The sequence below is a fragment of the Sphingomonas sp. NFR04 genome (genome assembly GCF_900114095.1).
Lineage (GTDB): Bacteria > Pseudomonadota > Alphaproteobacteria > Sphingomonadales > Sphingomonadaceae > Sphingomonas.
Window position 1 is genome coordinate 193,980 of sequence record NZ_FORV01000008.1, and the last position, 26,078, is coordinate 220,057.

At 65.7% G+C, this 26,078-nt stretch carries 31 protein-coding genes; 29 read left to right on the plus strand and 2 right to left on the minus strand.

The window, feature by feature from the left end; genetic code table 11:
- The first annotated feature begins 10 nt into the window (after positions 1-10).
- From BM009_RS19790 to BM009_RS19810, 5 genes are all read left to right on the plus strand, one after another.
- Positions 11-982, plus strand: coding sequence for a CHC2 zinc finger domain-containing protein (locus BM009_RS19790; RefSeq protein WP_175488136.1), 972 nt, complete (start codon positions 11-13; stop codon positions 980-982).
- On the plus strand, positions 979-2,415 hold the full coding sequence (locus BM009_RS19795) for a replicative DNA helicase (RefSeq protein WP_093298822.1): 1,437 nt from the start codon (positions 979-981) through the stop codon (positions 2,413-2,415). Before BM009_RS19790 ends, BM009_RS19795 begins: the two co-directional genes overlap by 4 nt.
- On the plus strand, positions 2,408-3,139 hold the full coding sequence (locus tag BM009_RS19800; protein ID WP_093298823.1) for a DUF1376 domain-containing protein: 732 nt from the start codon (positions 2,408-2,410) through the stop codon (positions 3,137-3,139). Before BM009_RS19795 ends, BM009_RS19800 begins: the two co-directional genes overlap by 8 nt.
- 18 nt (positions 3,140-3,157) lie before the next feature.
- Positions 3,158-3,715: a hypothetical protein gene (locus BM009_RS19805; protein WP_093298825.1), complete on the plus strand. Its 558-nt coding sequence runs from the start codon at positions 3,158-3,160 to the stop codon at positions 3,713-3,715.
- A 514-nt stretch (positions 3,716-4,229) separates the two neighbouring features.
- Positions 4,230-4,568, plus strand: coding sequence for an ArsR/SmtB family transcription factor (locus BM009_RS19810; protein WP_254772372.1), 339 nt, complete (start codon positions 4,230-4,232; stop codon positions 4,566-4,568).
- Between the two features lie 367 nt (positions 4,569-4,935).
- Here the strand turns inward: BM009_RS19810 and BM009_RS19815 are convergent, their stop codons facing one another.
- Both BM009_RS19815 and BM009_RS19820 read right to left on the minus strand, forming a co-directional pair.
- Complete coding sequence (locus tag BM009_RS19815) at positions 4,936-5,529, minus strand: PEPxxWA-CTERM sorting domain-containing protein (protein WP_093298826.1); 594 nt, start codon at positions 5,527-5,529, stop codon at positions 4,936-4,938.
- A gap of 593 nt (positions 5,530-6,122) precedes the next feature.
- A complete protein-coding gene (locus tag BM009_RS19820) occupies positions 6,123-6,449 on the minus strand; it encodes an ArsR/SmtB family transcription factor (protein ID WP_093298827.1) in 327 nt (108 codons plus the stop codon).
- Positions 6,450-6,530: 81 nt separating this feature from the next.
- Between BM009_RS19820 and BM009_RS19825 the strand changes: the two genes are divergently transcribed.
- From BM009_RS19825 to BM009_RS19940, 24 genes are all read left to right on the plus strand, one after another.
- On the plus strand, positions 6,531-6,899 hold the full coding sequence (locus BM009_RS19825; RefSeq protein WP_254772373.1) for an HNH endonuclease: 369 nt from the start codon (positions 6,531-6,533) through the stop codon (positions 6,897-6,899).
- Positions 6,896-7,108, plus strand: coding sequence for a hypothetical protein (locus BM009_RS19830; RefSeq protein WP_093298829.1), 213 nt, complete (start codon positions 6,896-6,898; stop codon positions 7,106-7,108). The genes BM009_RS19825 and BM009_RS19830 overlap by 4 nt, the downstream gene beginning before the upstream one ends.
- Before the next feature lie 120 nt (positions 7,109-7,228).
- Positions 7,229-7,648, plus strand: a complete 420-nt coding sequence (locus tag BM009_RS19835; RefSeq protein WP_093298831.1) for a hypothetical protein — start codon at positions 7,229-7,231, stop codon at positions 7,646-7,648.
- Positions 7,590-9,476 carry a terminase large subunit gene (locus BM009_RS19840; RefSeq protein ID WP_093298832.1) on the plus strand — a complete coding sequence of 629 codons (1,887 nt, stop codon included), beginning with the start codon at positions 7,590-7,592 and terminating at the stop codon, positions 9,474-9,476. The genes BM009_RS19835 and BM009_RS19840 overlap by 59 nt, the downstream gene beginning before the upstream one ends.
- Positions 9,473-10,693 carry a phage portal protein gene (locus tag BM009_RS19845; RefSeq protein WP_093298834.1) on the plus strand — a complete coding sequence of 407 codons (1,221 nt, stop codon included), beginning with the start codon at positions 9,473-9,475 and terminating at the stop codon, positions 10,691-10,693. The genes BM009_RS19840 and BM009_RS19845 overlap by 4 nt, the downstream gene beginning before the upstream one ends.
- Positions 10,690-10,872 carry a hypothetical protein gene (locus BM009_RS19850; protein WP_093298835.1) on the plus strand — a complete coding sequence of 61 codons (183 nt, stop codon included), beginning with the start codon at positions 10,690-10,692 and terminating at the stop codon, positions 10,870-10,872. Before BM009_RS19845 ends, BM009_RS19850 begins: the two co-directional genes overlap by 4 nt.
- Complete coding sequence (locus tag BM009_RS19855) at positions 10,869-11,513, plus strand: HK97 family phage prohead protease (RefSeq protein WP_093298837.1); 645 nt, start codon at positions 10,869-10,871, stop codon at positions 11,511-11,513. Before BM009_RS19850 ends, BM009_RS19855 begins: the two co-directional genes overlap by 4 nt.
- Before the next feature lie 55 nt (positions 11,514-11,568).
- Positions 11,569-12,873 carry a phage major capsid protein gene (locus BM009_RS19860; RefSeq protein ID WP_093298839.1) on the plus strand — a complete coding sequence of 435 codons (1,305 nt, stop codon included), beginning with the start codon at positions 11,569-11,571 and terminating at the stop codon, positions 12,871-12,873.
- A gap of 54 nt (positions 12,874-12,927) precedes the next feature.
- A complete protein-coding gene (locus tag BM009_RS19865; RefSeq protein WP_093298841.1) occupies positions 12,928-13,212 on the plus strand; it encodes a hypothetical protein in 285 nt (94 codons plus the stop codon).
- 2 nt (positions 13,213-13,214) lie between these two features.
- Positions 13,215-13,907: a hypothetical protein gene (locus BM009_RS19870; RefSeq protein WP_093298842.1), complete on the plus strand. Its 693-nt coding sequence runs from the start codon at positions 13,215-13,217 to the stop codon at positions 13,905-13,907.
- Positions 13,908-13,922: 15 nt separating this feature from the next.
- The gene (locus BM009_RS19875; protein WP_093298843.1) at positions 13,923-14,417 is read left to right on the plus strand and encodes a hypothetical protein; all 495 of its coding nucleotides are present in this window, start codon (positions 13,923-13,925) and stop codon (positions 14,415-14,417) included.
- Between the two features lie 215 nt (positions 14,418-14,632).
- On the plus strand, positions 14,633-15,256 hold the full coding sequence (locus tag BM009_RS19880; RefSeq protein WP_093298845.1) for a head-tail connector protein: 624 nt from the start codon (positions 14,633-14,635) through the stop codon (positions 15,254-15,256).
- The gene (locus BM009_RS19885) at positions 15,256-15,624 is read left to right on the plus strand and encodes a phage head closure protein (protein ID WP_093298847.1); all 369 of its coding nucleotides are present in this window, start codon (positions 15,256-15,258) and stop codon (positions 15,622-15,624) included. Before BM009_RS19880 ends, BM009_RS19885 begins: the two co-directional genes overlap by 1 nt.
- Entirely contained in the window at positions 15,624-16,154 is a 531-nt protein-coding gene (locus BM009_RS19890; RefSeq protein ID WP_093298848.1) for a hypothetical protein, read from the plus strand. Before BM009_RS19885 ends, BM009_RS19890 begins: the two co-directional genes overlap by 1 nt.
- Positions 16,151-16,564 carry a tail completion protein gp17 gene (locus tag BM009_RS19895; RefSeq protein WP_093298849.1) on the plus strand — a complete coding sequence of 138 codons (414 nt, stop codon included), beginning with the start codon at positions 16,151-16,153 and terminating at the stop codon, positions 16,562-16,564. The genes BM009_RS19890 and BM009_RS19895 overlap by 4 nt, the downstream gene beginning before the upstream one ends.
- Before the next feature lie 18 nt (positions 16,565-16,582).
- A complete protein-coding gene (locus BM009_RS19900; protein WP_093298850.1) occupies positions 16,583-16,768 on the plus strand; it encodes a hypothetical protein in 186 nt (61 codons plus the stop codon).
- Positions 16,769-16,827: 59 nt separating this feature from the next.
- Positions 16,828-17,274: a hypothetical protein gene (locus tag BM009_RS19905; RefSeq protein ID WP_254772374.1), complete on the plus strand. Its 447-nt coding sequence runs from the start codon at positions 16,828-16,830 to the stop codon at positions 17,272-17,274.
- A 104-nt stretch (positions 17,275-17,378) separates the two neighbouring features.
- Positions 17,379-17,795 carry a hypothetical protein gene (locus tag BM009_RS19910; RefSeq protein WP_093298852.1) on the plus strand — a complete coding sequence of 139 codons (417 nt, stop codon included), beginning with the start codon at positions 17,379-17,381 and terminating at the stop codon, positions 17,793-17,795.
- Positions 17,796-17,824: 29 nt separating this feature from the next.
- Positions 17,825-18,241: a phage tail assembly chaperone gene (locus BM009_RS19915; protein ID WP_254772375.1), complete on the plus strand. Its 417-nt coding sequence runs from the start codon at positions 17,825-17,827 to the stop codon at positions 18,239-18,241.
- Between the two features lie 128 nt (positions 18,242-18,369).
- The gene (locus BM009_RS19920; RefSeq protein WP_139216688.1) at positions 18,370-18,594 is read left to right on the plus strand and encodes a hypothetical protein; all 225 of its coding nucleotides are present in this window, start codon (positions 18,370-18,372) and stop codon (positions 18,592-18,594) included.
- A gap of 70 nt (positions 18,595-18,664) precedes the next feature.
- Positions 18,665-23,341, plus strand: a complete 4,677-nt coding sequence (locus BM009_RS19925) for a coiled-coil domain-containing protein (protein WP_093298854.1) — start codon at positions 18,665-18,667, stop codon at positions 23,339-23,341.
- On the plus strand, positions 23,338-24,237 hold the full coding sequence (locus BM009_RS19930; protein WP_093298855.1) for a hypothetical protein: 900 nt from the start codon (positions 23,338-23,340) through the stop codon (positions 24,235-24,237). The genes BM009_RS19925 and BM009_RS19930 overlap by 4 nt, the downstream gene beginning before the upstream one ends.
- A gap of 9 nt (positions 24,238-24,246) precedes the next feature.
- Positions 24,247-25,596, plus strand: a complete 1,350-nt coding sequence (locus BM009_RS19935) for a tail fiber domain-containing protein (protein WP_093298856.1) — start codon at positions 24,247-24,249, stop codon at positions 25,594-25,596.
- Positions 25,597-25,622: 26 nt separating this feature from the next.
- A complete protein-coding gene (locus tag BM009_RS19940) occupies positions 25,623-26,078 on the plus strand; it encodes a hypothetical protein (RefSeq protein WP_126001567.1) in 456 nt (151 codons plus the stop codon).

Below are 26,078 nucleotides of genomic sequence, written 5' to 3' on the forward strand. Positions count from 1 at the left end.
GTCCGGCCGGTTGAGCCCGGCCGACTTCGACCGGCTGATCAGCGACGCCCTTGGACGGCACAACCTTTCCGACATCATCGGACGGCACACGAAACTAAAGCGTCGGGGCGCGCGCGAGCTGGTCGGGCTATGTCCCTTCCACCAAGAGCGCTCCCCCAGCTTCGAAGTGAATGACGGGAAGGGGACGTATCATTGCTGGGGCTGCGGTGCCGCTGGCAACGCGCTCCAATTCCTCCAGCACAAGGAAGGATTGTCATTTCGCGACGCTTTCGAGGCTCTATCTGGCGACCGCTTCCCGGTCATCTCTGATGAGGAACGCGCGAAACGGAAGGCCGAGGACGCGGCTGCTCGCGCTGCAGCGATCGCCGAAGCTCGCGCGCTTTGGAAAACGACGGCGCCAACCGTCAACACACCTGCTGAGCGCTATCTGCGATCCCGTGGGATCACCGCCGCTATGCCACCGTCGATCCGCTTCGGGCGCGTCCCGCTGAGCCGTGATCGAGATACGGGAGAATGGCGCGAGCGGATGCCTGCGATCGTTGGCGCGATCACCATGGCCGGCGAGCTTGTAGCGATTCAACGGATCTTCCTGCAAGACGACGGCAGCGACAAGCGCTGGCGCAAGCCGCGCAAGTCTAAGTTCAGCCTCGGACGTCTGCTCGGAGGCGCGCTGCGGCTTGACCACGGCATCGGCGGCTCGGAGATCATCATCACCGAGGGGCCGGAAGACGCGCTCACCCTTATGCAGGAGATGCCCGGCCGCCGCGTGTGGGCCGCGCTGGGCACCGACCTGATGCCGTCTGTCGAGTTCCCGCCAGAGGTGGATAGCATCGTCATCGCCGGGCAGAACGACACCGCCGGTCGCGCTGCCGTGGAGCGTGCGGGCGAGGCGCTTCTGAGCCGCGGCTACGCCGTTCGAGACACCTATCCGCATCCAGACTTCAAGGACTGGAACGACCAGCTGCGGGGGATCCGGCAATGAGCGGCATTCACGCGCAGTTCGCCCAGGCAGAAAGCATCAACCCGCTCGCCAACCCGGAGGCTGAAATCAGCCTGCTGAGCGATCTGATCGCCAGCAACAAGCTCATCGATCCGGCAGCGGACAAGCTGCGGCCGGTCGACTTCTCCGTCCCGCTTCATGGCCTCGTGTTCGGACGCATGGCTGAGCAGGCGGCGAAGGGCAAAGCGGTCGATGCGATCACGATTGCCCCGTCCGTTCAGGAGGATGAGGGCTGGCCCAAGCTCCAGCGCGTGTTGGCCGCTGCGCATCTGAACGCGGGGCCGCCTGCGCGGACAAAGACGTACTTAGAGCAGATCATTGACCTGGCGCGCCGCCGGCGAGCTGTTGATGGCCTGCAGGACGTGATCCATTCCCTGCGCACGCCGGGCGGTGAACTCGACGAGCTTGTTGTCCAGGCTGACGAAGCCGTGGCGGAGCTTGCTGACGAAACTGCCGAGATCGAGCAGGCGTCCGCTGGCGACCATGCTCAGAGTGTCATCGAGAGCTTCGGCAAGCCCATCGTTGGAGTCCGCTGCGGCGTCATTGGCTCCCTGGACGATGTCATGGGCCCGCTGCGTCCCACCGAGTTGGCTGTTGGCGGAGGGCGCCCCGGTATGGGCAAGACCGCCACCGTCACCAGCTACGCGCTTGGTGCCGCCGGCCTAGGACACGGCGTGCTGATGTTCAGCCTGGAGATGTCGGCCGACCAGCTCACCCGCCGCATTCTCGCTGATATGTGCCACTCGCCCGCCAACAGCGTTCTGTACGAGCGGATCCGCGACGGCAATGTGCGCGGGCCCGAGTTGGACCGCGTGCTGGCAGCTAAGAAGCGCCTGGACGCCTTGCCATTCGAGATCAACGATCGCGGCGGGCTGACGCTCGCCATGCTCAACCGGCGGGTACGCCGTCACAAGCGCCGCCTCGCTGCCCAGGGCCGCAAGCTAGACTTGGTGATCGTCGACTATCTGCAGCTGATGTCGCCGAGCCGCGCGGGCATGTCGCCGTACGAAAGCGCCACCGAGATCAGCAAGGGACTAAAGATGCTCGCAAAGCAGGAGCACCTCGCCGTGTTCGCGCTCGCGCAGCTGAGCCGCGATGTGGAGAAGCGGACCGATAAGCGCCCGATCCCGAGCGACCTTCGCGACAGCGGCCAGATCGAGCAGGACGCTGACGTGCTGCTCTTCCTCTACCGGGAGGAGGAGTACCTCCGGAGATCGAAGCCCACTGACGAGTACAGCCCCAAATATGGCGAGTGGCGCACGGACATGGATGCCGTGAAGGGCAAGATCGAATTCATCGTCCCGAAGCGCCGCAGCGGCCCCACAGGCGAGGCCGTCGGCTACTTCTTCGGGGAATACGCCGCAGTGCGCGGCAACGACTTCTACAGGCTTGGAGAGGGTCCCACACATGGCTGAGTTCCCCGCACTACCGCTCTGGACGGACGCCTATTTGGCGGACACCCGGCACCTCTCGACGCTCGAACACGGCGCCTACCTGTTGCTGCTGATGGAAGCGTGGCGGCGTCCGTCGTGTTCGCTGCCCGACAACGACGTCATGCTGGCCCGCCTCGCCGGCGTCAGCGATGAGCAGTGGGCAGGCATTCGCGACATCATCATGTCCTTCTGGAAACTCGACGGAAGGAGCAAAACTTGGACGCAGAAGAGGCTTCTGGAACAGCGTGATTTTTCACGTAAACGCAGCGAGTCTCAGCGGGGTAAAGCGGTAAAGCGCTGGAATAAAAAGGAAAAAGAGGATGCCACGGCAGTGCCCGAAGCATGCCCGGCGGATGCCTCCATATCCATATCCATAAGTTCCGTATCTAAAGATACGGGCGCTGAGGCGCCGCCAGATCCTGTGAAAGAGCTGTTCGACACCGGCGTCGCACTGCTGACCGGAACCGGCACGCCGCCGACCAAGGCCAGGTCGGTGATCGGCAAATGGCGGAAAGAGCAGGGAGACGCGCAGACGCTCGCTGCCATCGTCGCGGCGCGCGACCACGGCGTCAGCTCGCCTGTCGAGTGGATCACTGCCCGGTTCCGCAAGGTCGGTGACGAGGAGGACGAGGCCGCTGCGATCCGCCGTGCCACCATCGAACGCTACCGGCGAATGGGCATGGTCGACGTGCCCGCAAGACACTGAAACGAGAAGGAAAGACGAATGGCGAAGGGGCGCAAGCGCAAGCTGGGCAAGCGGACAAAGACCGGTCAGCTAAGCCGGGCAGGGCTGGCGACGGCGCGCATCGATCGCGGCAACGACCGGGCGCAGGCCATGCGCGCGCTGTACGGAGACAACTGCAGCGACGCGATAGGCCGAGCTTTCGAGCGCGGTTTGCTGGGCAGCGGGACCGAGGCGAAGTCGATGCTCGACACGGCGCGAGCCATCCACCGAGCCTATTGGGCCTGGTACGCCAACGGACCCGTCCGATGTGCGCTCGCGGATCGCAGCGGGGTGGCTGTGCAGAACGACGTCGAGCGAGAGCGGCGGCAGGAGGCATGGCTCAACGACATGCTCCGAATCGCCGGGCGGAGCGGCCATTCCAGCCGCGTGCTCTTCGATCAGCTCGTGGTGGACATAAATCCGGATTGCGGGCCTCCATGGCTAGACCGGCTGCTGGCTCGCCACGGTAGCGACGACGATTGGGGGCGGCTTTCCGCAGCATTGGTCGTGCTGGCCGAGTGCGCGGGCATTCGACACATGGAAGCCAAGTGCGCGTAAACTGATCAGTTTCATCTGATACGGGATGGGCAAGGAACTACCGTGGAAAACTATGGTTTAACTTGATTAACTATCATTTTGCCGCGATGTAAGTTGCTGCACTGCATCATGTTGAGCTAGTCACCGCTTGTCATTATCAAGTCCATTGTGGACCGGAGGAGACTTCACAGTGAGCGCAGAAGACGGCGTAGCCGGTCAGGAGATCATCAGGAACGTCGAGCTAGCCCTTGGCGATGGATCTACCGTCTCAGTGTACATCAGGGGGCGCAGCGAGCCTGTTTCCGTGGTTCGGGTGCACCGCACGCCGCTCACTGTGCGCCTGGAGGGTACCGGCAACGCGGTGCATGATGTGACCTACAGCGCTGTTGTAGGAGCAAAGTACTCTCCTCGGGCACTGCGGACTGTCGACGGCATGGCGTGAATAGCGAAGCTGCGACGAGGCTGCTATCGTTCTCAGAAGAGCAGTTGCAGAGCTCCGCATGAAAAGGCTCGAACGTTCAATAGCTTGCTTGCTATGCTCAACGCCCATACTCTGCTCTCGATGACGAAGCACCGACACCAGCTCGCCGCGCTTGATTCAGATTTTCTGAAGGTCTTAGCAGGCCGCACGAGGATTATGCTTCTCTGGGAGCTTTATGAAGGCGAGAAGTCAGTCGGCGATGTCGCCAAGGCGATCAACATACAAGACACGGCCGCTTCGCAACAGCTGAGCATCCTCAAGGCTGCAGGGCTCGTCTCGACGCGCCGCGAAGGGCAAAGAACTTTCTACTCGTTGGTGAATGAGGATGCACGACAGCTTCTTGCTGCCGTCCGAGAGATGACGATGAAGAGCGAGGCAGAGGCGGTAGAGTAGGGCGAGACACGGCCCCCCGCTTCAGTTCCAGGACGATTCCTCCGGGGACAGCGCATGTAGCCGATCTCGACGGGGGCTGCGGTGATCATCAGCGGCGCTCAGTACCTCAGTGGCGAGGGCAAGGGTCTCATGCATCAAGCCTGACAACTTGCGAACCCAATCTGCCAGCTTCGGATCCTCCACATCACGAGCCAAGGCTTCGAGCTGTGCTAGCCGGGCAGTGAGGTCCGTTAGGGTAGCAGTTCTATAGTCGGTCATGCGCTGCTTCCAGCCTGAATGATCCCACAAAGCTTCAAGTGACGCCTCAAATGAAAAAGGGCGACCCCGAAAGCGGAGCCGCCCTGTCTCAAGTCACGCAGATTGTGCCTTACGCGTACGTGACCTTGACGCTGCGACGGCGACGCACAGCTGCGCCAGCCATGCCGGCACCAGCGATCAGCATGCCCCAAGCTGCCGGCTCAGGAACGCCGCTCGGCGGCGAGGCGAGGGTGTAGCTGCCCGACACGGCCGCGCCAGCGCCGCCGGTCTGGGTGAAGCTGAAGGTAAGCGATGCCGCACCCGGATCAAAGCCGGCGAGCGCGCCCGTCGGGGTGAAGGTGCCCAGCGTGTACAGCGAGACAACGCTGCTGGTGCCAACGCTCGACAGGTCGATCTTGGAAATGGTGCCGACGAACGTGCCGAACGCACCGCTGAGGGTGACGGCCGAACCCCAGGTGGCAGTGACGCTGGAGAGGTTCAGCGGCGTGAAAAACGAGACGGGGCTCAGATCACCCGTGCCGTTGCTGGTCGTGATCGAGGCGCTGTTGGTGAAGGTGGTGCCAGCGCCGATGACCGGCGTCGAGCTGCCGACATTGAACACTGCGCCGGCGAGAGTGCCGACGATGGTGGCGGCCGAAGCGGCCGTGGGTGCTACAACCGCTGCCGCAGTGGCAGCGAGCAACGCGAAAACACGAGTGCGCATACATTCCCCTACTGGTTAACAACCGGTTAATGCCGGCAGAGGAGCAGTCTCCGTGGGTCCACGCCATGTCAATCGTAAATTATTGCGTTTGCGAGATGCCGTTGTCTCACTTTGGTTATCTAACTGCAAAACAGCGATATTTTTCTTTAGCGCATCTGCGAGAAGGTGCAGGCATTTCGGGGGCAAATATCTGCAATTGCAGCGATTTTTAGCGCGGGCGTAGTCAACTCATGTAGACAGTCTTCGGTTCCGACCCTATCTAAGTTTTGCCGTCCCCTCCCGTGCGCAATCGGGCCCTAAAATCGAAGTGATTCGTCATTCCGATTGGGGGCGGCAACTTCCACATCTCATGCAGCTAAGTGCTCGGGCTCCTGTCTGCAGCACGCTGGCGAGCGTGAGGCGACACTTGCCTAGCGAAAGATGCTCCCGTCAGCTTGACATTCCCTCCCACATAGCGCATGAAAAAGAGGTTGGCGGACTGCGCCTACAATCGGCTCGGCGGCTTAGGCTCCGAGCCGTTTCTCTTTCCGGTGCATTGTTGCGCCGACGCTCTTGCTGCACCAATCCTCAGGGTCTCGGCGGGCGAGATAGAGCTAGTCAGACAGAGTCATAGGTTCGTTCTCTGTCCGCTCGAACTGCATTGCCAACGCTGCTTGCATTAGCCCTTCTGCCGCTGGGTTGGAGATGGAGTAGAGCCGCCGCTGACCATCTCGTCTTTTGGAGACGAGGCCTGCCGAGCGAAGGAGCGCAAGCTGCTGCGAAACACCGGTTTCCGGCTTCTTGACGTTCTCGGCCAGGCGCCTGACCGAGGTCTCGCCGTCAAGCAACGCGACCAACAGAGTTAGGCGATGGTGGCCTGAGAGCAGCTTGAGAAGCACGGACGCTTCGTCCGCACGATTGTGTAGATTTTCAAGGGTCATGCGGGTGATCGCTCAAGCTTCAATGGGCCGCCCATGGAGCATATCATGAACAGAAGGCGCAAGGCTGTTCGAATAGCCTAAGTGGCTCGTGACGCGGGTGAAAACGTTCTTTCTTTGGATGGTACCTTCATGCCTAACCGTCCGCCTCAACTGCTGCCGCAGCCCGCACGCACCATCAGCAACTGGGATCGCCGAAAGAGCAGGCACGAGCGCGGCTACGGCCGGGAGCACGAGGCAATGCGCCGCATCGTGCTGAACGAGGAGCCGCTCTGCCGCGCCTGTCTGGGCAAGGAGCCGCCACAGTATGTGCCGAGCACGATCGCCGATCACATCCGACCGAAAGCAGAAGGCGGCACGGACGATCGCGACAACTATCAGGGGCTCTGCTCACCATGCAGCAAGGCGAAGACGGCGCGCGAGAGTGCCCGGGCGAGGAAGCGGTCAAGGTGATTACCGGTGTCGACCTGTCGACCTTGGACGACCTGGCCGCTGTCGCTGTTTGCGATCCCCTCCGAAGCACGGTGGAGTTTAAGGCGGCCGCCGCGGGATGCCTCGACCTCTGCTTCAACCCGACCTCGATGGGCTGGGCTTATCAGCGGTTCGCCCTGCGCCCGCTCGACAACGACGTGTTCACCTATGAGGCGCCGCCGCCGCTCTGACCACCGCAGGGTGGGGGGGTGTCAAAAGCTGTCACCCTGCCGCCGCCCGTACCGCACACGGGGCCTTTTTTCACGCGCCCGAATTAAACTTTCGGGCCGAATTAAATTTCGGAGGCCACGATGAAGCGCGGGCCGAAGGCTAAAGCGCCGGCAGAGAAAGCGGCCGCCGGGACCCTCCGGCCGTTCCGCGATGCCGGGAAAACCGAAGTTCTCGTGCCGGGCGATCCCCCGGCGATGCCGGATTATCTGACCGCTGGCGCTATCGACGTCTGGCAGGAAGAGCTCGGCCGCGTGATGGCGGCGGGCATCGCCGAAATCGATAGCTCCCTGTTCGCCCGCTACTGCTCGCTCGAGGCCTTGGTGCGCGAGGCATTCGCCGAGGCTGGCGAGCCGCCGCCGGCCGCGTACCTGACGGTACTGCGCCAATATGCGGAGCTGCTGGGCATCGCGGGTCGGAAAAGCCGGGTCGGCAAGGTGGGCGATGACCCGATCAAAAACCGGAACGTCTTCGCGCGAAACGGCGCGCGGGCGCGGAGCTAAGCCGGCGCTCACATTCGAGCCGACCGAGCACGACCGCAACTATAGCGAGATCGCGCTCGGCTATGCGCGCGCCGCGGCGGCCGACAAGCGGCAGCAATCGCATTGCAAATGGGTTCGACTGGCCGCCCAGCGGCACCTGGACGACCTGAAACGGTCGAAAACCAAGGCGTTCGAGTTCTATTTCGACCCCTGGCACGGCAACGATATCTGCGATGTCATCGAGAAATTGCCCCATATCGAGGGCAACTGGTGCACCTGCCCGTGCGCTGCCGACGACATTCACAGCGATCGATGCGGTAAAATCGACCTCGAGCCCGCGCAGATCTTCATCCTGAGCACGGTTTTCGGCTGGCGGCGGAAGGGAAGCGGGCTCCGCCGCTTCACCATGGTCTACGAGGAGGTCGCGCGGAAGAACGCGAAGTCGACCAAGACCGCCGGCGTCTCGCTCTATTGCCTCGCGTGCGAGAATGAGACTGGGCCGCAGGTGCTCACCGTCGCGACGACGTTCGACCAGGCGAAGAAGGTCTTCCACCCGGCCAAGCGCATGGTGGAGAAGACGCCGGACCTTCAGGAGGCGTTCTCTCTGATCGCCTGGGCCAAGTCGATCGAGTGCAAGGATAATGGCGGCTACATGCAGCCGCTTCACGCGAAATCGAAGAGCCAGGACGGCCACAACCCGCACCTGGTGACGCTCGACGAGTTCCACGCCCACAAGGATCGAGGGCTGTTCAACGTCATGCGGTCAGCATTCGGCGCCCGCAAGCAGCCGCTGATGTGGATCATCACGACTGCGGGATCGGACATCAACGGGCCCTGCTATGAGGAGCGGGCATTCGCTACCAAGGTGCTCGAAGGCACAATCGTTGCCGACCACTATTTCGTGATCATCTTCACCCTGGACCGCGCCGAGGATTATGGCGACGGCCGGAAGGTGGGCGACGACCCGTTCGACGAGACGAAGTGGTGCAAGGCGAACCCGCTGCTCGGCGCCGCGGTGCAGCTTTCCGAGCTCCGGCAGTACGCGATCGAGGCCAAGTCGAACCCGGCCGCCGAGGGCGAGTTCAAGACGAAGCGCCTCAACATCTGGATCGGCGCGCTATCCGCCTGGCTGAACGTCACCCAGTGGAACCTCTGCGGAGACGCTAGCCTGACGCTCGACGATTTCGCCGGGCTCGACTGCTACATCGGCGCCGACCTTTCGAATGTTGACGACTTGTCGGCGCTGGTGCTGGCGGCGGTCGACAAGGGCGGCCGGCTGCTCGTCAAACCGTGGTTCTACGTGCCCGAGGCGCGGCTGCAGAGCGTCGACACCTCGGTCAAGCAGATCACGGAGCTCTACAAGCGGTGGGTTGCCAGTGGGCACCTGACCGCCACGCCCGGCGACTTCATCGATCACAACACCATTGAGGCCCAGATCCGCGAACTGAAGGCGCAGCTCGCCGCGCGCAAGGTCACGTTCGACCAGTGGAACAGCGGCCTCGCCATGGCTGTCCGGCTCAATGAGGAGTTCGGGGAGCCGGACAATCCATTCGGCCTTCAGATGGCGAAGAATGCGCGCAACTACACCGATCCGGCCAGGGCGATCGAGGCGCGGGTGAAGTCCGGCCCCGCTCGTCTGCGGCATGACGGCAACCCGGTCCTGACGTGGATGGTGGGGAATGCCGTGGTGGATCGCCGGACCGACGGCAGCATCCTGCCGAAGAAGGAAACGGCGAACAGCGCCAACAAGATCGACGGGGTGGATGCCATGCTCAACGCTATCGCCCCGATGCTGCTCCCCTCCGAAGACGATGGCGTCGACGAGTGGATCAAGAGCCTCGCCGCATGAGCTTCTGGGGTAGCATCCTCTCTGCCCTCGGCTGGGAGCCCGGCGCGCAGGACGGTGATAACGTCCGAACGGGCACGATCACGACCGAGCGCGCCGGCGACCAGGAGAATGGCACGTCGTTCCTCGGGCTGTCGGCGACCTGGGCATGCGTCAACTTCTGGGCCGGCAACATCGCCGGCCTGCCGGTGACCGTCTATCGCAAGGGCCCCGGGGGCGTGGCCGTAGAGGCAACCGACCACCCGCTCTACTCGGTGCTTCACGACAGCCCGAACTACGACCAGTCAGCGTTCGACTTCTGGGAGTTCATGGTCGCGTCGATTGAGCTGCGCGGCAACGCCTATGCGGAGGTCGCGAAGCGCTTCGACGGCAAGATCGTGTCGCTCACGCCCATCCGCCCGGATCTCGTGCGGGTGACGCGGCTGCCGAGCGGCGATCTGCGCTACGCCTGGACCGATGACGGCACGGATCGCGTCGTGGGGCAGGAGGAGGTGCTCCATATCCGGGGCTTCGGTGGTGACCCGCTCGGCGGTCTCTCGCCGCTTGCCGTGTGCCGCCGCACCTTCGCGGCAGCCTCGGCCGCCGATCGCGCTGCCCGCGCCATGTTCGCCAATGGAGCGCGCCCGTCTGGCACGCTTTCGACCGACAAGCCGCTGAAGGGGGAGCAGCGCCGGGAGCTCGAGGATCTGCTGCGCGAGAAGTTCGTCGGCGCCGCGAACAGCGGTCGTCCCATGCTGCTCGACAATGGTCTGACCTGGCAGGCGCTGTCGCTCAGCCCCGAGGACGCGCAGATGCTGGAAAGCCGGCAGTTCAGCGTCGAGGATATCTGCCGCGTTTTCGAGGTGGATCCGCATCTCGTCGGCCACACGGCCGGCAACACGAAGCTCGGCAGCAGCATCGGCGATCAGACGCTGTCGCTGCTCAAATTCAAGATGCGGAAGCGGCTCAAGCGCATCGAGGGCGCGCTGGAGAAGCAGCTGCTCAGCGCCGCAGATCGCGCGAACGGGGTGTCGATCGAGTTCAATCTCGAAGGCTTCCTCCGCGCTGATTCCGAAGGACGGGCGCGCTTCTACGATCTGATGAAGCAATTCATGACCGTCAACGAGGTGCGCGCGCTGGAAGGGCTCGGCCCCGTTCCCGGCGGCGACGTCATCCTCGCGCAGATGCAGGACATCCCGCTCGCCGCGGCGATCGCCAACACGAAGGAGCCGGCACAGTGACCGAAGATCCCCGCCTCGCCGCGCATCGTGCCCAGATGCAGGTTGCCGGTACCCAGATCATGACCGCCGACGAGATCCTCGCCGGGCAGTCGCAGGCAGGCGTGCCCCGTCCGCGCTGCCTGAAGGAGCATGAGGACGACGGCTCGGTGCAAAGCCTGGTCGCGGGAGGTGTCCAGTGAACGAACTCGATTTTGAGCTCGACACCAAGTCGATCGGCGACGACGGCACTGTCGAGGGGCTGGCAATCGGCTATGGCAATGTCGACCATGGCGGCGACCAGGTCATGCCGGGCGCGATCACCGCGTCGCTGGCGGGCCGGAAGTCGCTGCCGATGCTCCTCTATCACGACCAGAAGCGCCCCGCCGGCGTGTGGAACAGCTGGCAGGAGACCTCTGAAGGCCTGCTCGTGAAGGGCAAGTTCGCCATGTCGTCTCCGACCGGCAAGGAAGCCTACGGGCTGACGAAGGACGGTGCGATCGGCGGCCTGTCGATGGGCTTCAAGACGCTGAAGCAGCGGATGGAGGCCAAGACGCGCCAGCTGATCGAGGTGGCGCTGCACGAAATCTCGCTGGTGACGATCCCGATGAACGATCGGGCGCGGGTCATCAGCGTCAAGGACATCGGAGATCTTCGCGACCGCTTGGCAGCCGGGGAACGGCTGACGGAACGTGAATGGGAGGGGCTGCTCAAGAAGAGCTTCGACCTCTCCAATGCAGAGGCTGAGCGCGCCGTGCGTCTCAACCTCAAAGGAGGCCAGGGGGAGCCTGGCGGCACGGCGAGCGACCAAGCGCGCAGCTTCTTCGAGGCTCTGCGCTCCTAACTCCACCGGGCTCAAGCGCCAGAAGGCGTCGCCCCTCCCAGACGGAACACATTCCATGCGTAAATTCATGATTTCGAGCAGCGCGCGGGCGCTGCTCGGTGCGATGACGCCTGCCGAACGTGCCCGCGGGCGCTACATGCGCGCGCCGGACGATCACGGCGGCAAGACGGTCGCCGAACTGGCCGCCGAGACCAAGCAGCTGTTCGAGAAGAAGCACGACGAGGTCAAGGAGATCGCCGAAAAGGCGCTCGCCGAGGCTGCGAAGGGCATCCCCATGGCCGAGAAGGCCAAGGAGGTCGCCGATCAGGCGCTCACCGGCATGAACGAGCTGAAGGGCCTGCTCGACACGCTCGAGCAGAAGGCCGCGCGCCGCGGCGGCGGTGACGAGCGCCAGCAGAGCATCGGCGAGCAGTATGTCGAGAGCGACGAGTACAAGTCGGCCTTCGCGAACGGTGCCCGACAGGGCCAGAATGTCGGTATCGAGGTCAAGGCGATCACCTCGCTGACCACCGACGCCAACGGCTCGGCCGGCGACATGGTCCGTCCGGACCGCGTGCAGTCGCCGATGCAGATGCTGCCGAACCGGCAGCTCACCATCCGCAACCTGATCGCGCCGGGCCAGACCGCGTCCAGCTCGATCGAATATGTCCAGGAAACCGGCTTCACCAACAACGCCGGCATGGTCGCGGAGGGCACGCTGAAGCCCGAATCGACCCTGAAGCTGGATCTGCGGAATGCTCCCGTGCGCAAGATCGCGCACTGGTTCCTGGCGTCGGCAGAAATCCTCTCCGATGCGCCGGGCCTGCGCTCCATGATCGACAATCGCCTCCGCTACGGCCTGGCGTTCGTCGAGGACGTGCAGCTGCTGAAGGGCGATGGCACCGGCCAGAACCTGCTCGGCATCAAGCCCCAGGCGTCCGACTATGCGGTACCCGCCGGCCTGACCGGCTTCGCGACGCCGTCGATGATCGACAAGCTGCGCATCGGCCAGCTTCAGGTCGCGCTGGCGCTGTACCCGGCCGATGGGCAGGTGCTGCACCCGATCGACTGGGCCATCATCGAGATGATGAAGGACGGCGAGGGTCGCTACCTCATCGGCAACCCGCAGGGCACGCTCGCCCCCACGCTGTGGGGCCTGCCGGTGGTGCCGTCGATGGCCCAGACCGTCGGCGAGTTCACCATCGGCGCGTGGAAAATGGGCGCGCAGCTGTTCGACCGCGAGCAGTCGGGCGTGATGGTCTCCACCGAGGACGGCGACAACTTCCGCAAGAACATGGTCACCATCCTCGCCGAGGAGCGCCTGGCGCTGACCACGTATCGCCCGGAAGCCTTTGTCGACGGCGCGTTCGCGAACGCCTGAACCACCTGACCGGGGCGGGCCATGCGCCTGCCCCGGCAACGGGAGCATCGTCCGATGTCCGACAAGAAGATCAAGTATGAGGTGCGGCGCTCTATGCAGTGCGGCGCCGAGAGCTTCGAGCGCGGCGATACGCGCGAGCTGACCGAGGCCGAGGCGCTGCCGCTGCTGAAGTCCGGTGCACTCTGCCTGCCCGGCGAAGAGCCCGCCGAGCGCGAGCTGGCCGTGCAGCACACCTTCGGCGCCGCGCCGCAGGAAAGTCCCGCCGACTACACCGTCGCCAGCCCGGATAACGCGGTTCAGTTGCCCAAGCGGCAGCAGGGCGCGAAGAAGGCGAACTGACCATGGCCGACAACATCACCACGCCCGTCGCGGACGGGAAGACGCTGGCCGCCAAGGACATCGGTGCTGCCGGCGTCCTCTACCCGTGGAACCTGGTTGCCGACAGCGCGGGCGCCGATCTCTTCGGCCTGGTCACCGCGACCCCGACGGCTTTTTCGGTGCTGGGCCGCCTCAAGACGATCGCCGACGGCGTTCTCGCGGCAACGCCTGCGGGCGAAAACTACATGGGCAAGATCGGTGGCGACGTGCTGCAGAGCGCGCCCGCCGCGCCGCCGGCGGTCAGCGCCTCCGCATATGCCGCCGGGCAGGTGATCGGCGCCAAGTTCACGCTGCCGAATGCCACGCGCGTGGCCGCCGGTGCAGGTCTGATCCAGGCAGCGAGCATTTTGTCGAAGACCGCGACCACGGCCGCCATCGACATCCTCATCTTCTCTGCCGACCCGACCGCGTCGACGCTAACCGACAAGGCGGCGCCCACCATCGCCGCCGCAGACCTCGATAAGGTGGTCGGCGTGATCCACCTCACCGATTGGACCGCCCTGGGCGCCGCGGCGCTGGCGCAGAACCTCGCCGTAGGACTGCCGTTCCGCCTTCCGGCCGGCACCACCCTCTATGCGGTGCTGATCGCCCGCGCGGCGATCACGCCGGGTTCCACGTCCGACCTGCTCCCGGCGGTCCGCATCATCCCAGGCTGATAGGAGGTTCGCGCCATGCTGACGCACCTGATCGTCCTCGGCTTGCTCTCTGCTCCTTCGGGGGCCGGTATCGGCCCAGTGATCGCCACGCCGGACCGCACGGCGAGCATGGCAATCATCCAGCCGACGGCGTCGCGCCCCAACAATATCCCGCTGGGCGCCGTCACCTGGTCGCAGCCCTATGATCCCGGCGACCATGCGCCCTATGCTATCAGCTTCAAGGACCTGCTCGACGAGGGCGAGACGATCGCCAGCATCGACGCGATCAAGGTTTCCTCCTCGGCGGCGCTGCTCGGGATCTCGGTCGACACGGCCGCCGCCTATGCCCCGATCATCGATATCGCCGGCGACAAGATCCAGCTTTGGTTCCTGGTCGACCAGTCGGCATGGGAATCGGCGGCGTTCGCCGCGGCAGGCGTGCAGGTCGCGATCACCGTACGCGTGGTGACCAGCAGCGCGCCAGCGAAGCGCTATGAGCGCACGGCCGTGCTGACGGTGCGTCAGCTGTGAACGTCGACAACGGCAGCCGCGTCCGGCTGGAGATCGCAGGCGTGTTTGAGGGCATCGCCGGCGTGCAGGGCAATCGAGCAACGTTCGTGCCCAACCGATCCTCGGCGCGCCCCGAGACCGTCAAGGGGGGGGCTGCTGGACGGCAAGCCGGTCCTGCTCACCACCACCAAGGAAGCAGATGGCCCCATGTACGTCGCGCGCTTTCAGGTGATCGAATGACCCTCGCCGAGATGCGCGCGATCGTCGGCCTCGACGACACCGCGACGGACGCGCAGGTCGTTGCCGCATATGCCGCGCTTGTCGACGATGGCCCGCCCGCAGACCTGCCGATCGTCGAGCCCGTCACCGTCGAGCAGGTGCGCCTGCACTGCAAGATCGAGGAGGACGAGGAAGACGACCTGATCGCGCAGAAGATCAGCGCGGCGCGCGAGTGGGTGGAAGATTATACCGACCGGATCGTCGCGCAGCGCACGCTGGTGCAGCACTTCCGCGCCTGGGGAACCTATCTCACCCTCTACAGCCGCCCAGTCGTGTCTCTCGTCTCGATCGCCTACGACGGAGCGGATGGCCCGGCGACGATCTCCGACGCCGCCTATTCGATCGGGCCCAGCCCCGTGCGCATCTATCCGCCCGCCGGCGGCTGGCCCGCACTTCGCCCAGGCGGGGGTGTCACCGTCGCCTACACGGCTGGCTATGATGCCGGCGAAGCGCCGCACGCCATGGTCGAGGCCATCATCGTGCTGGTCGGGGGCATGCTCGACGAGCGGGCTGGAGCATACGACAATGCGGTGCGCGCGGCTGAGCGCTTGCTCGTCCGGCTGACGCAGGTCGCGATCTGATGGCGGACGTGTTCGACCCGTCCAAGCTGAACCGCCGGGTGCGGATCGAGCGGCCGGTGGCGGACACCAGCTTGGACGGCGCGGGATCGGGCACCTGGGCACTGGTGAAGGAGGTATGGGCGGAGGTGCAGGACACTCTGCCCAGCCGCAGCGAGAAGCTGGCGGACGGCATCAACGTCACCGCGCGTCCGGCGCGCGTGCGGATCCGATACCGCGACGATGTCGCTTCCAACATGCGGCTGGTGCTGCTACGCAAGAAGGTCCCTGTCCGCACCATGCAAATCGTCTCCGGCCCCGCCGAGTTGGGCACGCGCGAAGGCCTGGAGATGATGGTCGAGGAATATCGCCCGGCCGGGAACCTGGCCTGATGGTGACGGTGAAGGGGCGCGAGGACGTGAAGCGCTTCCTCGCCACCCTGCCGAACGAGATCGAGACGAAGCTGCTCCGCGGCGCGGGTCGCGCGGCGGGCAAGGTCGTGAAGGACGACGCCGAATCGCGGGCCCTGTCGAAGGAGGTCCGCGAGGATCTCGTCCTGAAGACCTCGGCGCGCGACGGCCGCATCGTAGTGAAGGTCACCGTGAAACCCGGCTGGGGCTATTCGCTCGGCGTCTGGCAGGAATGGGGCACGGCGCCGCACTTCATCCGTGTGGCCGAGGATCAGCGCCAGGGCCGCAGCATCGGTCGGATCAACAAGCTGTCGAAGGAAGGCTCGCTGGTGATCGGCGGGCAGTTCGTCGGCGCGACGGTGTTCCATCCCGGCGCCCAGGCGCACCCGTTTCTGCGGCTGGCACTGGACCTGCGCGGCGGCGAGGCGATCGCGGCGGCGCAGGCGTACATCAACAGGCGGATCGCTGGCGGCAAGATCGTCGGCACGGCCGAGCCCGAGGACGACGCATGAGCGAGGGCATCGAGGGTGCGGACATCGTCGGCGCGCTGCTGCGCGCGGATGCCGCCATCACCGCAAAGGTGCCGGAGGACCGGATCAAGATTGCCGCGCTGCCGGAGGGCGAGGTGCTGCCGCATATCCTGATCGGCACCACGACCACGCTCGAGCGCAAGACGCTGATCCGCGAGGCGGTCGTCCGGACGGTCGAACGGGTGTCGGTGCGCGTGCGGGCGGAAAACCTGCGCGACCAGCGCCTGCTGCGCCGCCTGGTCGTGCGCTGCTGCGCGGGGCGGACGGGCGACATCGGCGGCGGGTCTTCCGTGTCGATCACCACCGACGGCGCGGGCCCCGAGGGCCGCGGCACCGACAACGCCTTCGAGCGCGTGCAGGACCTCCGCGTCAGCCACGACGCCACCGTCTGACCACCCAGGAGAACAGCCATGTCGAACAAGAAGGGCGTCGCGAAGCAGGACTTCAACGACGTCGGGACCGGGAAGCATTTCGAGGCCGGCAAGGCACCGAACTGCACCGCCGGTGAATATGAGAATTATCGCGCCGCTGGGCTGATCGAAGAGCCCGGCCAGGCCGACAACACCGATACCAAGGGCGGCAAGACCGCCGATTGATTCCGCCCGACCGGGCTGAATAGCCGGCGCCGCCGGCTCGCCACACCAGGAGAACCATCATGACCATGACTGCGGCGGGCTCGGCGCTCGCCATTTCCGCAAACGCGCCCGCCACCCAGGACGCCACCGGCTTTGCCGCGCTGACGTTGACCGAGATCGGCGGCGTGGAAAATCTTGGCCCCATCGGGCCGGTCTTCTCCAAGGTCGAGACTAACCCACTCAAGGGCCCGAAGGACAAGCTTAAGGGCAGCGTCGATTACGGTTCACTGAACCCTTCGATCTACTACGATCGGGCGGACGCAGGGCAGGTTCTACTGAAGATCTCGGCCAAAGATAAGACCAACAAGCTCTACAGCTTCCTGGCTACCCTGCCAAATGGCGAGAAGTGGTATTTCCAGGGCCGTGTGTTCGGCATGCCGATCGATATTGGCGGTGTGGACAGCCTAATCATGTCGAAGCCCACCATCGAAATCTGCACCGAGCCGGTCGAAGTCGCCGGCTCCTGATTTCACCCCGGGCGCCCGCGACGCCGTCTTCTCTCTGTCCCACCTGACCCGTTTTCGCGGGATGCGGGTCAGGTGGGGCACCAATCCCGCGAGAGGTTACCCCCATGTTCGATATCACCACCCAGGCGGTCGCCGACACTGCCGCCCTCCATCTTAAGAACGCCGCCGGCGAGCCGCTCTATGCGGATGCCGAGCGCACCAAGCCGGTGCAGATCATCCTGCACAGCCCGGGTAGCAAGGCATTCTCGGCTGTCGAGACCGCGCAGTCGGCGCGCGCCGTCAAGCGCCTGAAGGCCAACGACGGCGAGATCACCGCCACCACCGCCGAGGAGCGGCTGCAGCAGACCGCCGACGATCTGGCGATGCTCACCGTGCGCTTCGAGAATTTCGCGTATCCTCCCGCTGGCGACGCGCAGGGCGCCGAGCTGTTCAAGGCGGTCTACGCCGATCCCAAGCTCGGTTTCATCGCCAAGCAGGTCTCCAAGTTCCTTACCGACTGGAGCAACTTCACGGGAAAGTAACCCGCCAGCTGGTGCTCTACGTCCGGCACATGGCATGGCTCAACGCCGTGCCGCGGCCGGCGGAGGGCGCCAGCAGGGCGCGGACCAACGTCCCCGTGCCCACCCTCAGCCGCGCCGCACAGATGCGGGCGAACGGCATCCGCAACCCGCTGATGCCGCCGAACCCACTCCCGCACATCGTAGACCGGCTGCTCGAGCTCGGGCTCAACGAAGCGGCGGGCATGGGTATCGGCCCGGTCAGTTGGCTGACGATTGACGCTTGGCGGCGTCAAACCGGCGTGCACCTGCACCCGTGGGAGGTCCGACTGATCCGGCGGCTCTCGATCGAGTATGTCGCCGAGCAGCGGCGTGCGGAGAGCGAGAACTGCCCGCCGCCCTGGCGTTGGGAGGTCACCGAGGCCGAGAAGAAGGCCGAGATGGCTGGACTGGCGCTTATCTTCGGGTGAAGGTACGATGCGCGCATGGAAACGGCTTTCGCGCGCTCGTGGTGCTGCCTCTTGTCATGTGCGGCGGATGTGACGCCCACATCCCGAAAGCGAAGAAGATCGTTGCGCGCGACTTAGGCGCGCCTAAGATGATCGACTTCAGAAGCACAAAGTCGAGTGCAGATGGCAAGAAGGTATGTGGTGAGGTCACCGCAAGTGACCGCCCGCATGCTGGGTGGCGGCATTTCGTAGCTTATATCGACATCGAAAAGGCAGCCATCGCGGCTGACGACAGTCCCATGGGTTCGGATGCGGAATTGAACAATCCGCTTCTGCGCGGCGCCGCGTACGGGTTCATGCACGCCTGCGACTGAATCGCGCAGATTCACCCGATTGCCAATCGTAGCACCCCGCTTCGGCGGGGCTTTTTTCGTGGAGGTCGCCATGGAAGACGGCTCGCCCGCTCTTGAGGTCGGCTTCGCAATCGACATGGGCAATGCGTTCGACGACCTTGCGCATCTGCAGCAGGCGATGAACAGCACCGAGGCGAAGATCGTCGCCGACGCGAAGAGTGTCGAGAAGGCGACTGGCTCGATGGTCAACCTCGGCGCAGCGACCGCGCAGTTCTCGGCTTTCGGCACCGCCGCAACACGCGAGCTGCGGAGCGCAGCACAGGAATCCCGGAGCGCCGAAAAAGCGGGCGAATCGCTGGCTCGTCAGCTGGAGCGCCAGGCGGAGACCTATGGCAAGACTGCATCGGAGATCCGCAGTATGCGCGCCGAGCAGCGCGCGCTTAATGCGGAGCAGCAGGGCCTTACCGAACTCGCCGGTCGCATCCGCGCTTTGAACGCTGAGCTGGTGCGGCTCGAGGCTGCTGGTGGTCGCAGCGCCGGAGCCGTGCGCGGCAATGGCTCTGCGATGGCCGCGCTCGCACCGCAAGCGCAGGACGCATTTACACAGATCTCGATGGGCACGAACGCTCTGAACGTTTTAGCCATCCAGGGTGGCCAAGCTGCCGGGCAGATGATCTACCTTGGGGGCGCGGCGGAGAAGTTCGGGCGCTTCATGCTAGGGCCTTGGGGCCTCGCTCTCACTGGCGGCCTGCTTGTGCTGGGCGCGCTCACCAAGGGCATGTTCGACAACCACGATGCCGCCGAAAAGGCTGCCGAGGCGATGAAGAAGTTTCAGGAGCGCCAGTCCGATATCGGCAACTTCATCGATGATACGACCGGCCGCCTCAAGGAGCAGAACAAGACGCTGGTTCTGAACGCGATCTTGACCAGGCAGGCGCAGATTGCCGCCAACGAGAAGGATATCGCGGAGAGCCGTAAGAAGGCCTTTGCCCGTGCCGGTCAGGCCGTGCTGCGCAGTTCACAGGCCGCATCGGGCTCGACCACGTCCGGCGTCAGCTTCACCGACGATGTCGACGTTCAGCGCGTCATCAAGGCGGCCGGCAACGATACGGCAAAGCTCGCCGAGGGGCTGGCGACGCTGGCAAAGGCACGTCCTTCGCTGGCGAAGGTTGCCATCGACGTCAGCGGAATTGGTGGGCAGGCGATCCTTGCGCAGCGCGAGAACGAGAAGCTGTCGAAGGAGCTGCGCGGCCTCGGTGGCGACACCAAAGCTTTCGCGAATGCCTCCGTAGATGCGGTCAAGCGGCAGGCCGCGCTCGCCGCCGCGACCACGCCCCTGGAGAAGGCGCGAGCTCAGCTGGCGATCGTGGAGGCGGAGGGCACCTCGGCGGTGAAGGCGGGCGGCGCTGCCGTTGACCAGTACCGCCAGAAGCTCGTCAGCGCGACGCTGGCGGTGAAGGCCGCCGAGGACGCGCAGAAGAAGCAGACAGCAGCTTCCCGCGCCGCGGCCGCCGCCGGCCGTCGCGAGGAGACGCAGGCGGAACGTCTCGGCCGAGAGGCAGACGCGACCAATGCGCAGACCAAAAACCTCTACGCTCTCGCCGATGCCTATGGGCAGTCCGGCGGTGCGGCGCTGGTGGCAGAGGCGCGGGTCAAGGCAGAATCCCAGGCGATCAAGGAGCACGGCGACGTCGCCGCGTTCGTAGCCCGGCAGGCGAACCTCGTAATCGCCCAGCGGGTCGCAGACGCGGTGAAGTCCACCGCCACGCTGCGGGCTCAGGCCGATGTACAGGCGCAGGTAAATGCGGCCGTCGCCGCTGGCACCGTACCGGCATCGGAAGCGGCGCGGCTGGTGCGTGACCAGATCGCTGACCTCCCGCTGCTTCAGGCGGCCGAGGCAGCGCAGCAGCAGGGTCTTGCCACTGAAGCAAAGCGTGCGACTGCGGCCTTGGCCGATCAGCGCGCAGAGCGTCAGCGTCTCACCGCTGAGGAGGATCGCGCCAGGATCGCCAGCGGGCTGCAGACTGGGTCGGATCGACTTGCTGAGCTGCGCGAAGAACTGAGGCTGATCGGCGCAACCGATGAGGCGCGCGCGAGAGAGATGGCCGAGTTCCGGGGACGGCAGGAGGTTTCGACCATGAAGGGAATCGACCCTGCTCAGGCGGCCGCATATGTGAAGCTGCAAGGCGATGTAGCTGCTCAGATCGAGCGCAACCGCGCAGCGCAGGACGACTACAACGCATTGCTGACGTTCGCAGCTGACAAGTGGGACTTGATCGCACGAAACGTGCAGCGCGCCGGGCAGGGCATGGCTGATGCGTTCGGCAGCGCCGGCCGGGCCGTCGGCGATCTCGCGACGATATATGCCGGGTTCAACGCCGATCGTACGCGGCTGGAAGAGCAGCACAAAGCGCAAATCACGAAGGCGGACAAGGACCAGGGCAAGATCGCACGCGAGAATGCTCGCTACGCGCTCCAGAGCTCCACGCTCCAGATCGGCGCCTATGGTGACATGGCCCGGGCTGCCAAGGGCTTCTTCGGCGAGAACACGGCTGGCTATCAGGCCCTCGCCACGGCGGAAAAGGCGTTCCGCGCCGTCGAGTTCGCGCTGTCGGTTCGCGCCATGGCGCAGGACGCAGCAGAGACCGTCGGATCGATCGCTCGCAGCGGCGCGCGCGCGGCGGCGCATGGCGTGGAGGCGGTGGCGAAGGCCATCGCATCGCTGCCCTTCCCGCTCAACCTTGCCGCCGGCGCTGCGACGGCCGCTGCCATCGCCTCGCTGGGCATCGCCATCGGCGGCTCGTTCGGTGGCGGCGGCGCACGCCCGGAACCATCCAACACCGGCACGGGTACCGTGCTCGGTGACACCACCGCCAAGAGCGATAGTGTGAAGCGTGCGATCGACCAGCTCAAGCAGGTTGACACCCTCACCAACGTCTACTCGCGGCAGATGCTGGAATCGCTGCGCTCGATTGACAGCCAGATCGGCGGCGTGGCGGCGGTGATCGTCCGCGGCGGCGACATCAACGCCAGCGCGGGCGTGGCCACCGGCTTCAACAACTCGACCGGCAAGGCTGCCGGCGGCGTTGCGGGCGCCGCGTTGGGCGGCGCGCTCCTCGGCCCCCTCGGCGCGCTTGCGGGCGGCGTGATCGGCAAGCTGCTCGGCGGCCTGTTCGGCACCCGCACGGACGTGACCGGCAGCGGCATCTATGGCGGCGCGCAGTCGCTGGAGAGCATCCTGGGCGGCGGTTTCAACGGCCAGGCCTATTCGGACATCACCAAGACGAAGAAGTTCCTCGGCGTCGTCTCCGGCCGCTCCTACTCCACGCAATACGGCGCGCTCGACCCCAGCCTGTCCAACCAGTTCACGCTGATCCTGCGCAGCTTCAACGATTCCATCAAGGCCGCCGCCGGCCCGCTCGGCGAATCCACTGAGGAAATCCAGAAGCGGCTGAACGGCTTCGTCGTGAATATCGGCAAGATCGACCTGAAGGGCCTCACCGGCGAGCAGATCCAGGAGAAGCTCAACGCCGTGTTCGGCGCCGCCGCCGACAACATGGCGACCGCCGCCTTCCCGCTGATCTCGCAGTTCCAACGCGTCGGCGAAGGTGCTTTCGAGACGCTGACCCGCGTTGCGACGACGGTGGAGCAGGTGACCACCTCGCTCGACCTGCTCGGCAGCAGCGCGCAGGCGATGGGCCTAGCGGCGAAGCTGGGGCTCGCCGATCAGTTCGACAGCGTCTCGGCGCTGAACGACGCCGTGAACTCCTACTTCGAGGCCTATTACAGCACGCAGGAGCAGGCTGCCGCCAAGACGGCGCAGCTGACGAAGGTGTTCGGTAGCCTGGGCCTGGCCGTGCCGCCGTCGCTCGCTGCATTCCGCCAGCTGGTGGAGGCGCAGGACCTCACCACGGCCGCCGGCCAGGCGACCTATGCGACCCTGCTGAAGCTGGCCCCGGCCTTTGCTGACCTCCAACAGTCGATGGCGGGCGCGAAGAGCGCGGCCGACGTGCTGAGCGAGCGGCAGGACCTGGAGCGCCAGCTGCTCGAGCTGCAGGGCAAGACGGACGAGATCCGCAAGCTCGACCTCGCCAAGCTCGACGCCAGCAACCGCGCGCTCCAGCTGCAGATCTACGCCATCCAGGACGCACAGGAGGCCGCCAAGGCCGCCGACGAGCTGCGCCAAGCGTGGAGCGCGGTGGGCGACAGCATCACGGACGAGATCAAGCGCATCCGCGGGCTGAGCGACGCCACCGGCTCCAACACCTTCGCAAGCCTGCTCGGCCAGTTCAATGCCGCCACCGCGGCGGCGCGCGGCGGCGATCAGGAGGCGGCGAAGTCGTTGCCCCAGCTGTCGCAGGCGCTGCTCTCGGCGGCGGCCGATGCGGCGACCAGCCGGCAGGAGCTCGACCGGGTGCAAGCCCAGACCGCCGCCAGCCTGCAGCAGACCTATGACGCGATCACCGCCTTCGGCGCGGCGGCATCGGCGCAGGCAGACACCGCCCGGCTGAACGCGGCGGCGACAGCCCAGGCGGCGGCCGGCGGCAGCGCCAACGACAATGCGGCGGCGATCTCGACCCTGCGGACGACGCTGGAGGCCCTGATCGAGAAGGTCGAGCTGCTGCGCACCGAGAACAATGCCGGCAACGCAGGCATCATCAGCCGCGGCGAGCGCGCGGCGCGCGTGCTGGAGAATGTGACGCAACAGAGCGGCGGAGACGCGATCTCGATCATCGCCAACGAGCCGCTGCCGACGGTGGCAGCATGAAGGTCCTGATCCCGATCCCGGCGACCAACGCGACCTTCGTTTCCAGCTCTTTGGCGGAGGCCGACTATCCCGCCTGGTCCTCGGGCGCCACCTATGCCGCCGCGGCCAAGGTGATTTCGACGGCGACGCACCGGATCTACGAGAGCAACGCCGGCGCGAACACCAACAACGACCCGACGGTGCCCGGCAGCACGTTCTGGACCGATATCGGCCCGACCAACCGCTGGGCGATGCTCGACCAGGCGGTCGGCACCCAGTCGATCGGCAGGGGTTCGATCACCGTCACGCTCGCGCCCGGTCGCGCCAACTCGCTGGCGGTGCTGGACACGACGGCCGACACCGTGCGGGTGATCGTCACCGTCGACGGCACGACACTGTTCGACCAGACGCGCAGCACCAACGCCTCGGGCGGGGTGATCACCGACTGGTATGCCTATTTCACCGCCGAGACGGGGCGCGTGAACAGCCTCGTGATCGATGGCCTGCCGAGCTACGCGAACGCGCAGGTGCAGGTGATCCTCACCGGTGCCGATTCCTCCGGCCCGGTCGCGGTCGGCACGCTGCTGGTGGGCAAGGTCGTCGAGCTCGGCATCACCGAAGCCGGGCCGTCGGTGGGGATCACCGACTTCAGCCGGAAGGAGACGGATGCCTTCGGCGTCACCACCGTCGTCGAGCGCAGCTGGGCGAAGCGCATGACGCTGCGCTCGCTGATCGAGACGCGCGCTGTCGACGGCATCCAGCGGACGGTCGCCGGCCTCCGCGCCCGGCCGGCGCTGTGGATCGGCGAAGAGGGCTACGACAGCCTCACCGTCTACGGCTTCTTCAAGGACTTCAGCGTCGACCTGGCGCTCGAGCAGATCAGCTATTGCAGCCTCTCCATCGAGGGGCTGATCTAGGAGACCTCCATGGCTATTACGCCGCTCCCCGATCCGCCCTCGCGGGCGGACCCTTCGGGATTCTCGGACCGAGCCGACGAGTTCCTCGGCGCCCTGCCGCTGTTCGCCGAGCAGGTGAACGAAACGGCGACCGCGATGCAGGCCGCCGCCGTGACGGCGATCAACGCACCTGGCACCAGCGCGTCCAGCACCACCAGTCTCGCGATCGGTACAGGCTCGAAGACGCTGACGCTGGCGGAGACCGGCAAGGCATTCGCCATCGGGCAGTTCGTGATCATCGCGCGCACGGCTGCACCGACGACCTACCTGCACGGCCAGATCACCGCCTACAACAGCGGCACCGGCGTGATGACCGTCTCGGTGGGCAAGACCGGCGGCAGCGGCACCTATGCCGCCTGGACCATCTCGCTTTCGCTGCCGCAGATCGCGCTGGCACTCAGCGGCAATGACGAAGTGACCGGCCCCGTCCGATTCGCGGTGCAGGTGCGCGTCGGCGGCGACCTGCTGCTCGACGGCGCCAGCCCCTCTATCCAGTTCGGCACGAGCGGCCTGTGGACGTGGGCGCCGGCGACGAACGCGATGGCGATCGGCACCTCCGACAAGTCCGCGCACCGGATCTATATCGATCCGTCGGGCCAGGTGAATGTGCACGGTCAGCGCGGCTCGCAGGGCAACATCCAGGCAAGCGGGGCCCTGCGCGTGCTGGCGAGCTTCGTCGGCGGCTATGCGATCAGCACCTATGACGTGAACAATTACACGGCCGTCCAGTTCGTCCGCGACGTCGGCGGCGTCGCGCAGCAGACGGGCTCGATCACGGTCAGCGAGACGGGCGTCTCCTACAACACGAGCTCCGACTACCGCCTCAAGGAGAACCTCCAGCCGTTGGCGGGCGCGGTCGAGCGGGTGCTCGCCGTGCCGGCGCGGCGGTTCAGCTTCATCGGCTCCGCGGATCGTATCGTCGACGGCTTCCTGGCGCACGAAGTCGCCGAGGCGGTGCCGGAGGCGGTTCAGGGCCAGAAGGACGCGATGGTCGACATCGGCCGCGCCACGCCGCCCCCGCAGCCCGCCCCGATCGTCGACGTCCGGCAGGACAAGGCACCGGTAGGCTGGGCGTGGTCGGCAACGGGTGAGCAGGACGGGGAGCCCGTTGGCACCGCGACTCCGCCGGTCGCGCCCGCGCCTCTCGCCGGTATCCCGCAGACGCAATGCCCGCCGGGCTGGTCGTGGACGAAGACCGGTGAGGTCGAGGCCTATCAGTCGATCGACCAGGCGAAGCTGGTGCCGGTGCTCTGGGCAGCGGTGCAGGAACTCGCCGTCGAAGTCGCGGCGTTGAGGGCTCAGCTGGGGGCACCAGCATGAACATCACCATGAAAGGGGCTATGCCGATGACGCCGGTATTCGAGACGGTGCTGGCGAAATACGGCTGGATCCTGATTGGGATCACGTTCGGGTTCGCGGCAAAATATGCGCTTCTGCTGAAGCGAGGAGTGCAGGTGAAGGCGCGGCTCGTCTTCGCCGACCTGCTACTGCTGCCGATGGTGGCGCTGATCGCATACTGGCTCGCGACGCGCGCCGGGGTGGAGGCGGAGGCGGCCGCGCTGTTCTCCGCGTTCTCGACTGTCGGCGCCGATCGGCTGGTGAAGCTGCTCACCGATCGCTTCCTCGCCCGCGTCGACAGCGAAGCCGCGGCGATCGCGAACAACATCATCGGCACCGCACGGAACACCGCCCAAGCGGAGCTCTCGGCCCTCGCCGTGGTCGAGGCCGCGCACGAAGGCCGCGCGCCTGCCGAATATGTGGCGCTGAAGCCGCACCCGCAGGCGCCCAGGCTGGACGGCTGA

Coding starts and splice junctions, on each gene's coding strand:
- BM009_RS19795 (WP_093298822.1), top strand. CDS start 979: ATGAGCGGCATTCACGCGCAGTTCGCCCAGGCAGAAAGCATCAACCCG.
- BM009_RS19800 (WP_093298823.1), top strand. CDS start 2,408: ATGGCTGAGTTCCCCGCACTACCGCTCTGGACGGACGCCTATTTGGCG.
- BM009_RS19805 (WP_093298825.1), top strand. CDS start 3,158: ATGGCGAAGGGGCGCAAGCGCAAGCTGGGCAAGCGGACAAAGACCGGT.
- BM009_RS19810 (WP_254772372.1), top strand. CDS start 4,230: ATGCTCAACGCCCATACTCTGCTCTCGATGACGAAGCACCGACACCAG.
- BM009_RS19815 (WP_093298826.1), bottom strand. CDS start 5,529: ATGCGCACTCGTGTTTTCGCGTTGCTCGCTGCCACTGCGGCAGCGGTT.
- BM009_RS19820 (WP_093298827.1), bottom strand. CDS start 6,449: ATGACCCTTGAAAATCTACACAATCGTGCGGACGAAGCGTCCGTGCTT.
- BM009_RS19835 (WP_093298831.1), top strand. CDS start 7,229: ATGAAGCGCGGGCCGAAGGCTAAAGCGCCGGCAGAGAAAGCGGCCGCC.
- BM009_RS19840 (WP_093298832.1), top strand. CDS start 7,590: ATGACCCGATCAAAAACCGGAACGTCTTCGCGCGAAACGGCGCGCGGG.
- BM009_RS19845 (WP_093298834.1), top strand. CDS start 9,473: ATGAGCTTCTGGGGTAGCATCCTCTCTGCCCTCGGCTGGGAGCCCGGC.
- BM009_RS19860 (WP_093298839.1), top strand. CDS start 11,569: ATGCGTAAATTCATGATTTCGAGCAGCGCGCGGGCGCTGCTCGGTGCG.
- BM009_RS19865 (WP_093298841.1), top strand. CDS start 12,928: ATGTCCGACAAGAAGATCAAGTATGAGGTGCGGCGCTCTATGCAGTGC.
- BM009_RS19870 (WP_093298842.1), top strand. CDS start 13,215: ATGGCCGACAACATCACCACGCCCGTCGCGGACGGGAAGACGCTGGCC.
- BM009_RS19875 (WP_093298843.1), top strand. CDS start 13,923: ATGCTGACGCACCTGATCGTCCTCGGCTTGCTCTCTGCTCCTTCGGGG.
- BM009_RS19880 (WP_093298845.1), top strand. CDS start 14,633: ATGACCCTCGCCGAGATGCGCGCGATCGTCGGCCTCGACGACACCGCG.
- BM009_RS19885 (WP_093298847.1), top strand. CDS start 15,256: ATGGCGGACGTGTTCGACCCGTCCAAGCTGAACCGCCGGGTGCGGATC.
- BM009_RS19890 (WP_093298848.1), top strand. CDS start 15,624: ATGGTGACGGTGAAGGGGCGCGAGGACGTGAAGCGCTTCCTCGCCACC.
- BM009_RS19895 (WP_093298849.1), top strand. CDS start 16,151: ATGAGCGAGGGCATCGAGGGTGCGGACATCGTCGGCGCGCTGCTGCGC.
- BM009_RS19900 (WP_093298850.1), top strand. CDS start 16,583: ATGTCGAACAAGAAGGGCGTCGCGAAGCAGGACTTCAACGACGTCGGG.
- BM009_RS19905 (WP_254772374.1), top strand. CDS start 16,828: ATGACCATGACTGCGGCGGGCTCGGCGCTCGCCATTTCCGCAAACGCG.
- BM009_RS19910 (WP_093298852.1), top strand. CDS start 17,379: ATGTTCGATATCACCACCCAGGCGGTCGCCGACACTGCCGCCCTCCAT.
- BM009_RS19915 (WP_254772375.1), top strand. CDS start 17,825: ATGGCATGGCTCAACGCCGTGCCGCGGCCGGCGGAGGGCGCCAGCAGG.
- BM009_RS19920 (WP_139216688.1), top strand. CDS start 18,370: ATGATCGACTTCAGAAGCACAAAGTCGAGTGCAGATGGCAAGAAGGTA.
- BM009_RS19925 (WP_093298854.1), top strand. CDS start 18,665: ATGGAAGACGGCTCGCCCGCTCTTGAGGTCGGCTTCGCAATCGACATG.
- BM009_RS19930 (WP_093298855.1), top strand. CDS start 23,338: ATGAAGGTCCTGATCCCGATCCCGGCGACCAACGCGACCTTCGTTTCC.
- BM009_RS19935 (WP_093298856.1), top strand. CDS start 24,247: ATGGCTATTACGCCGCTCCCCGATCCGCCCTCGCGGGCGGACCCTTCG.
- BM009_RS19940 (WP_126001567.1), top strand. CDS start 25,623: ATGACGCCGGTATTCGAGACGGTGCTGGCGAAATACGGCTGGATCCTG.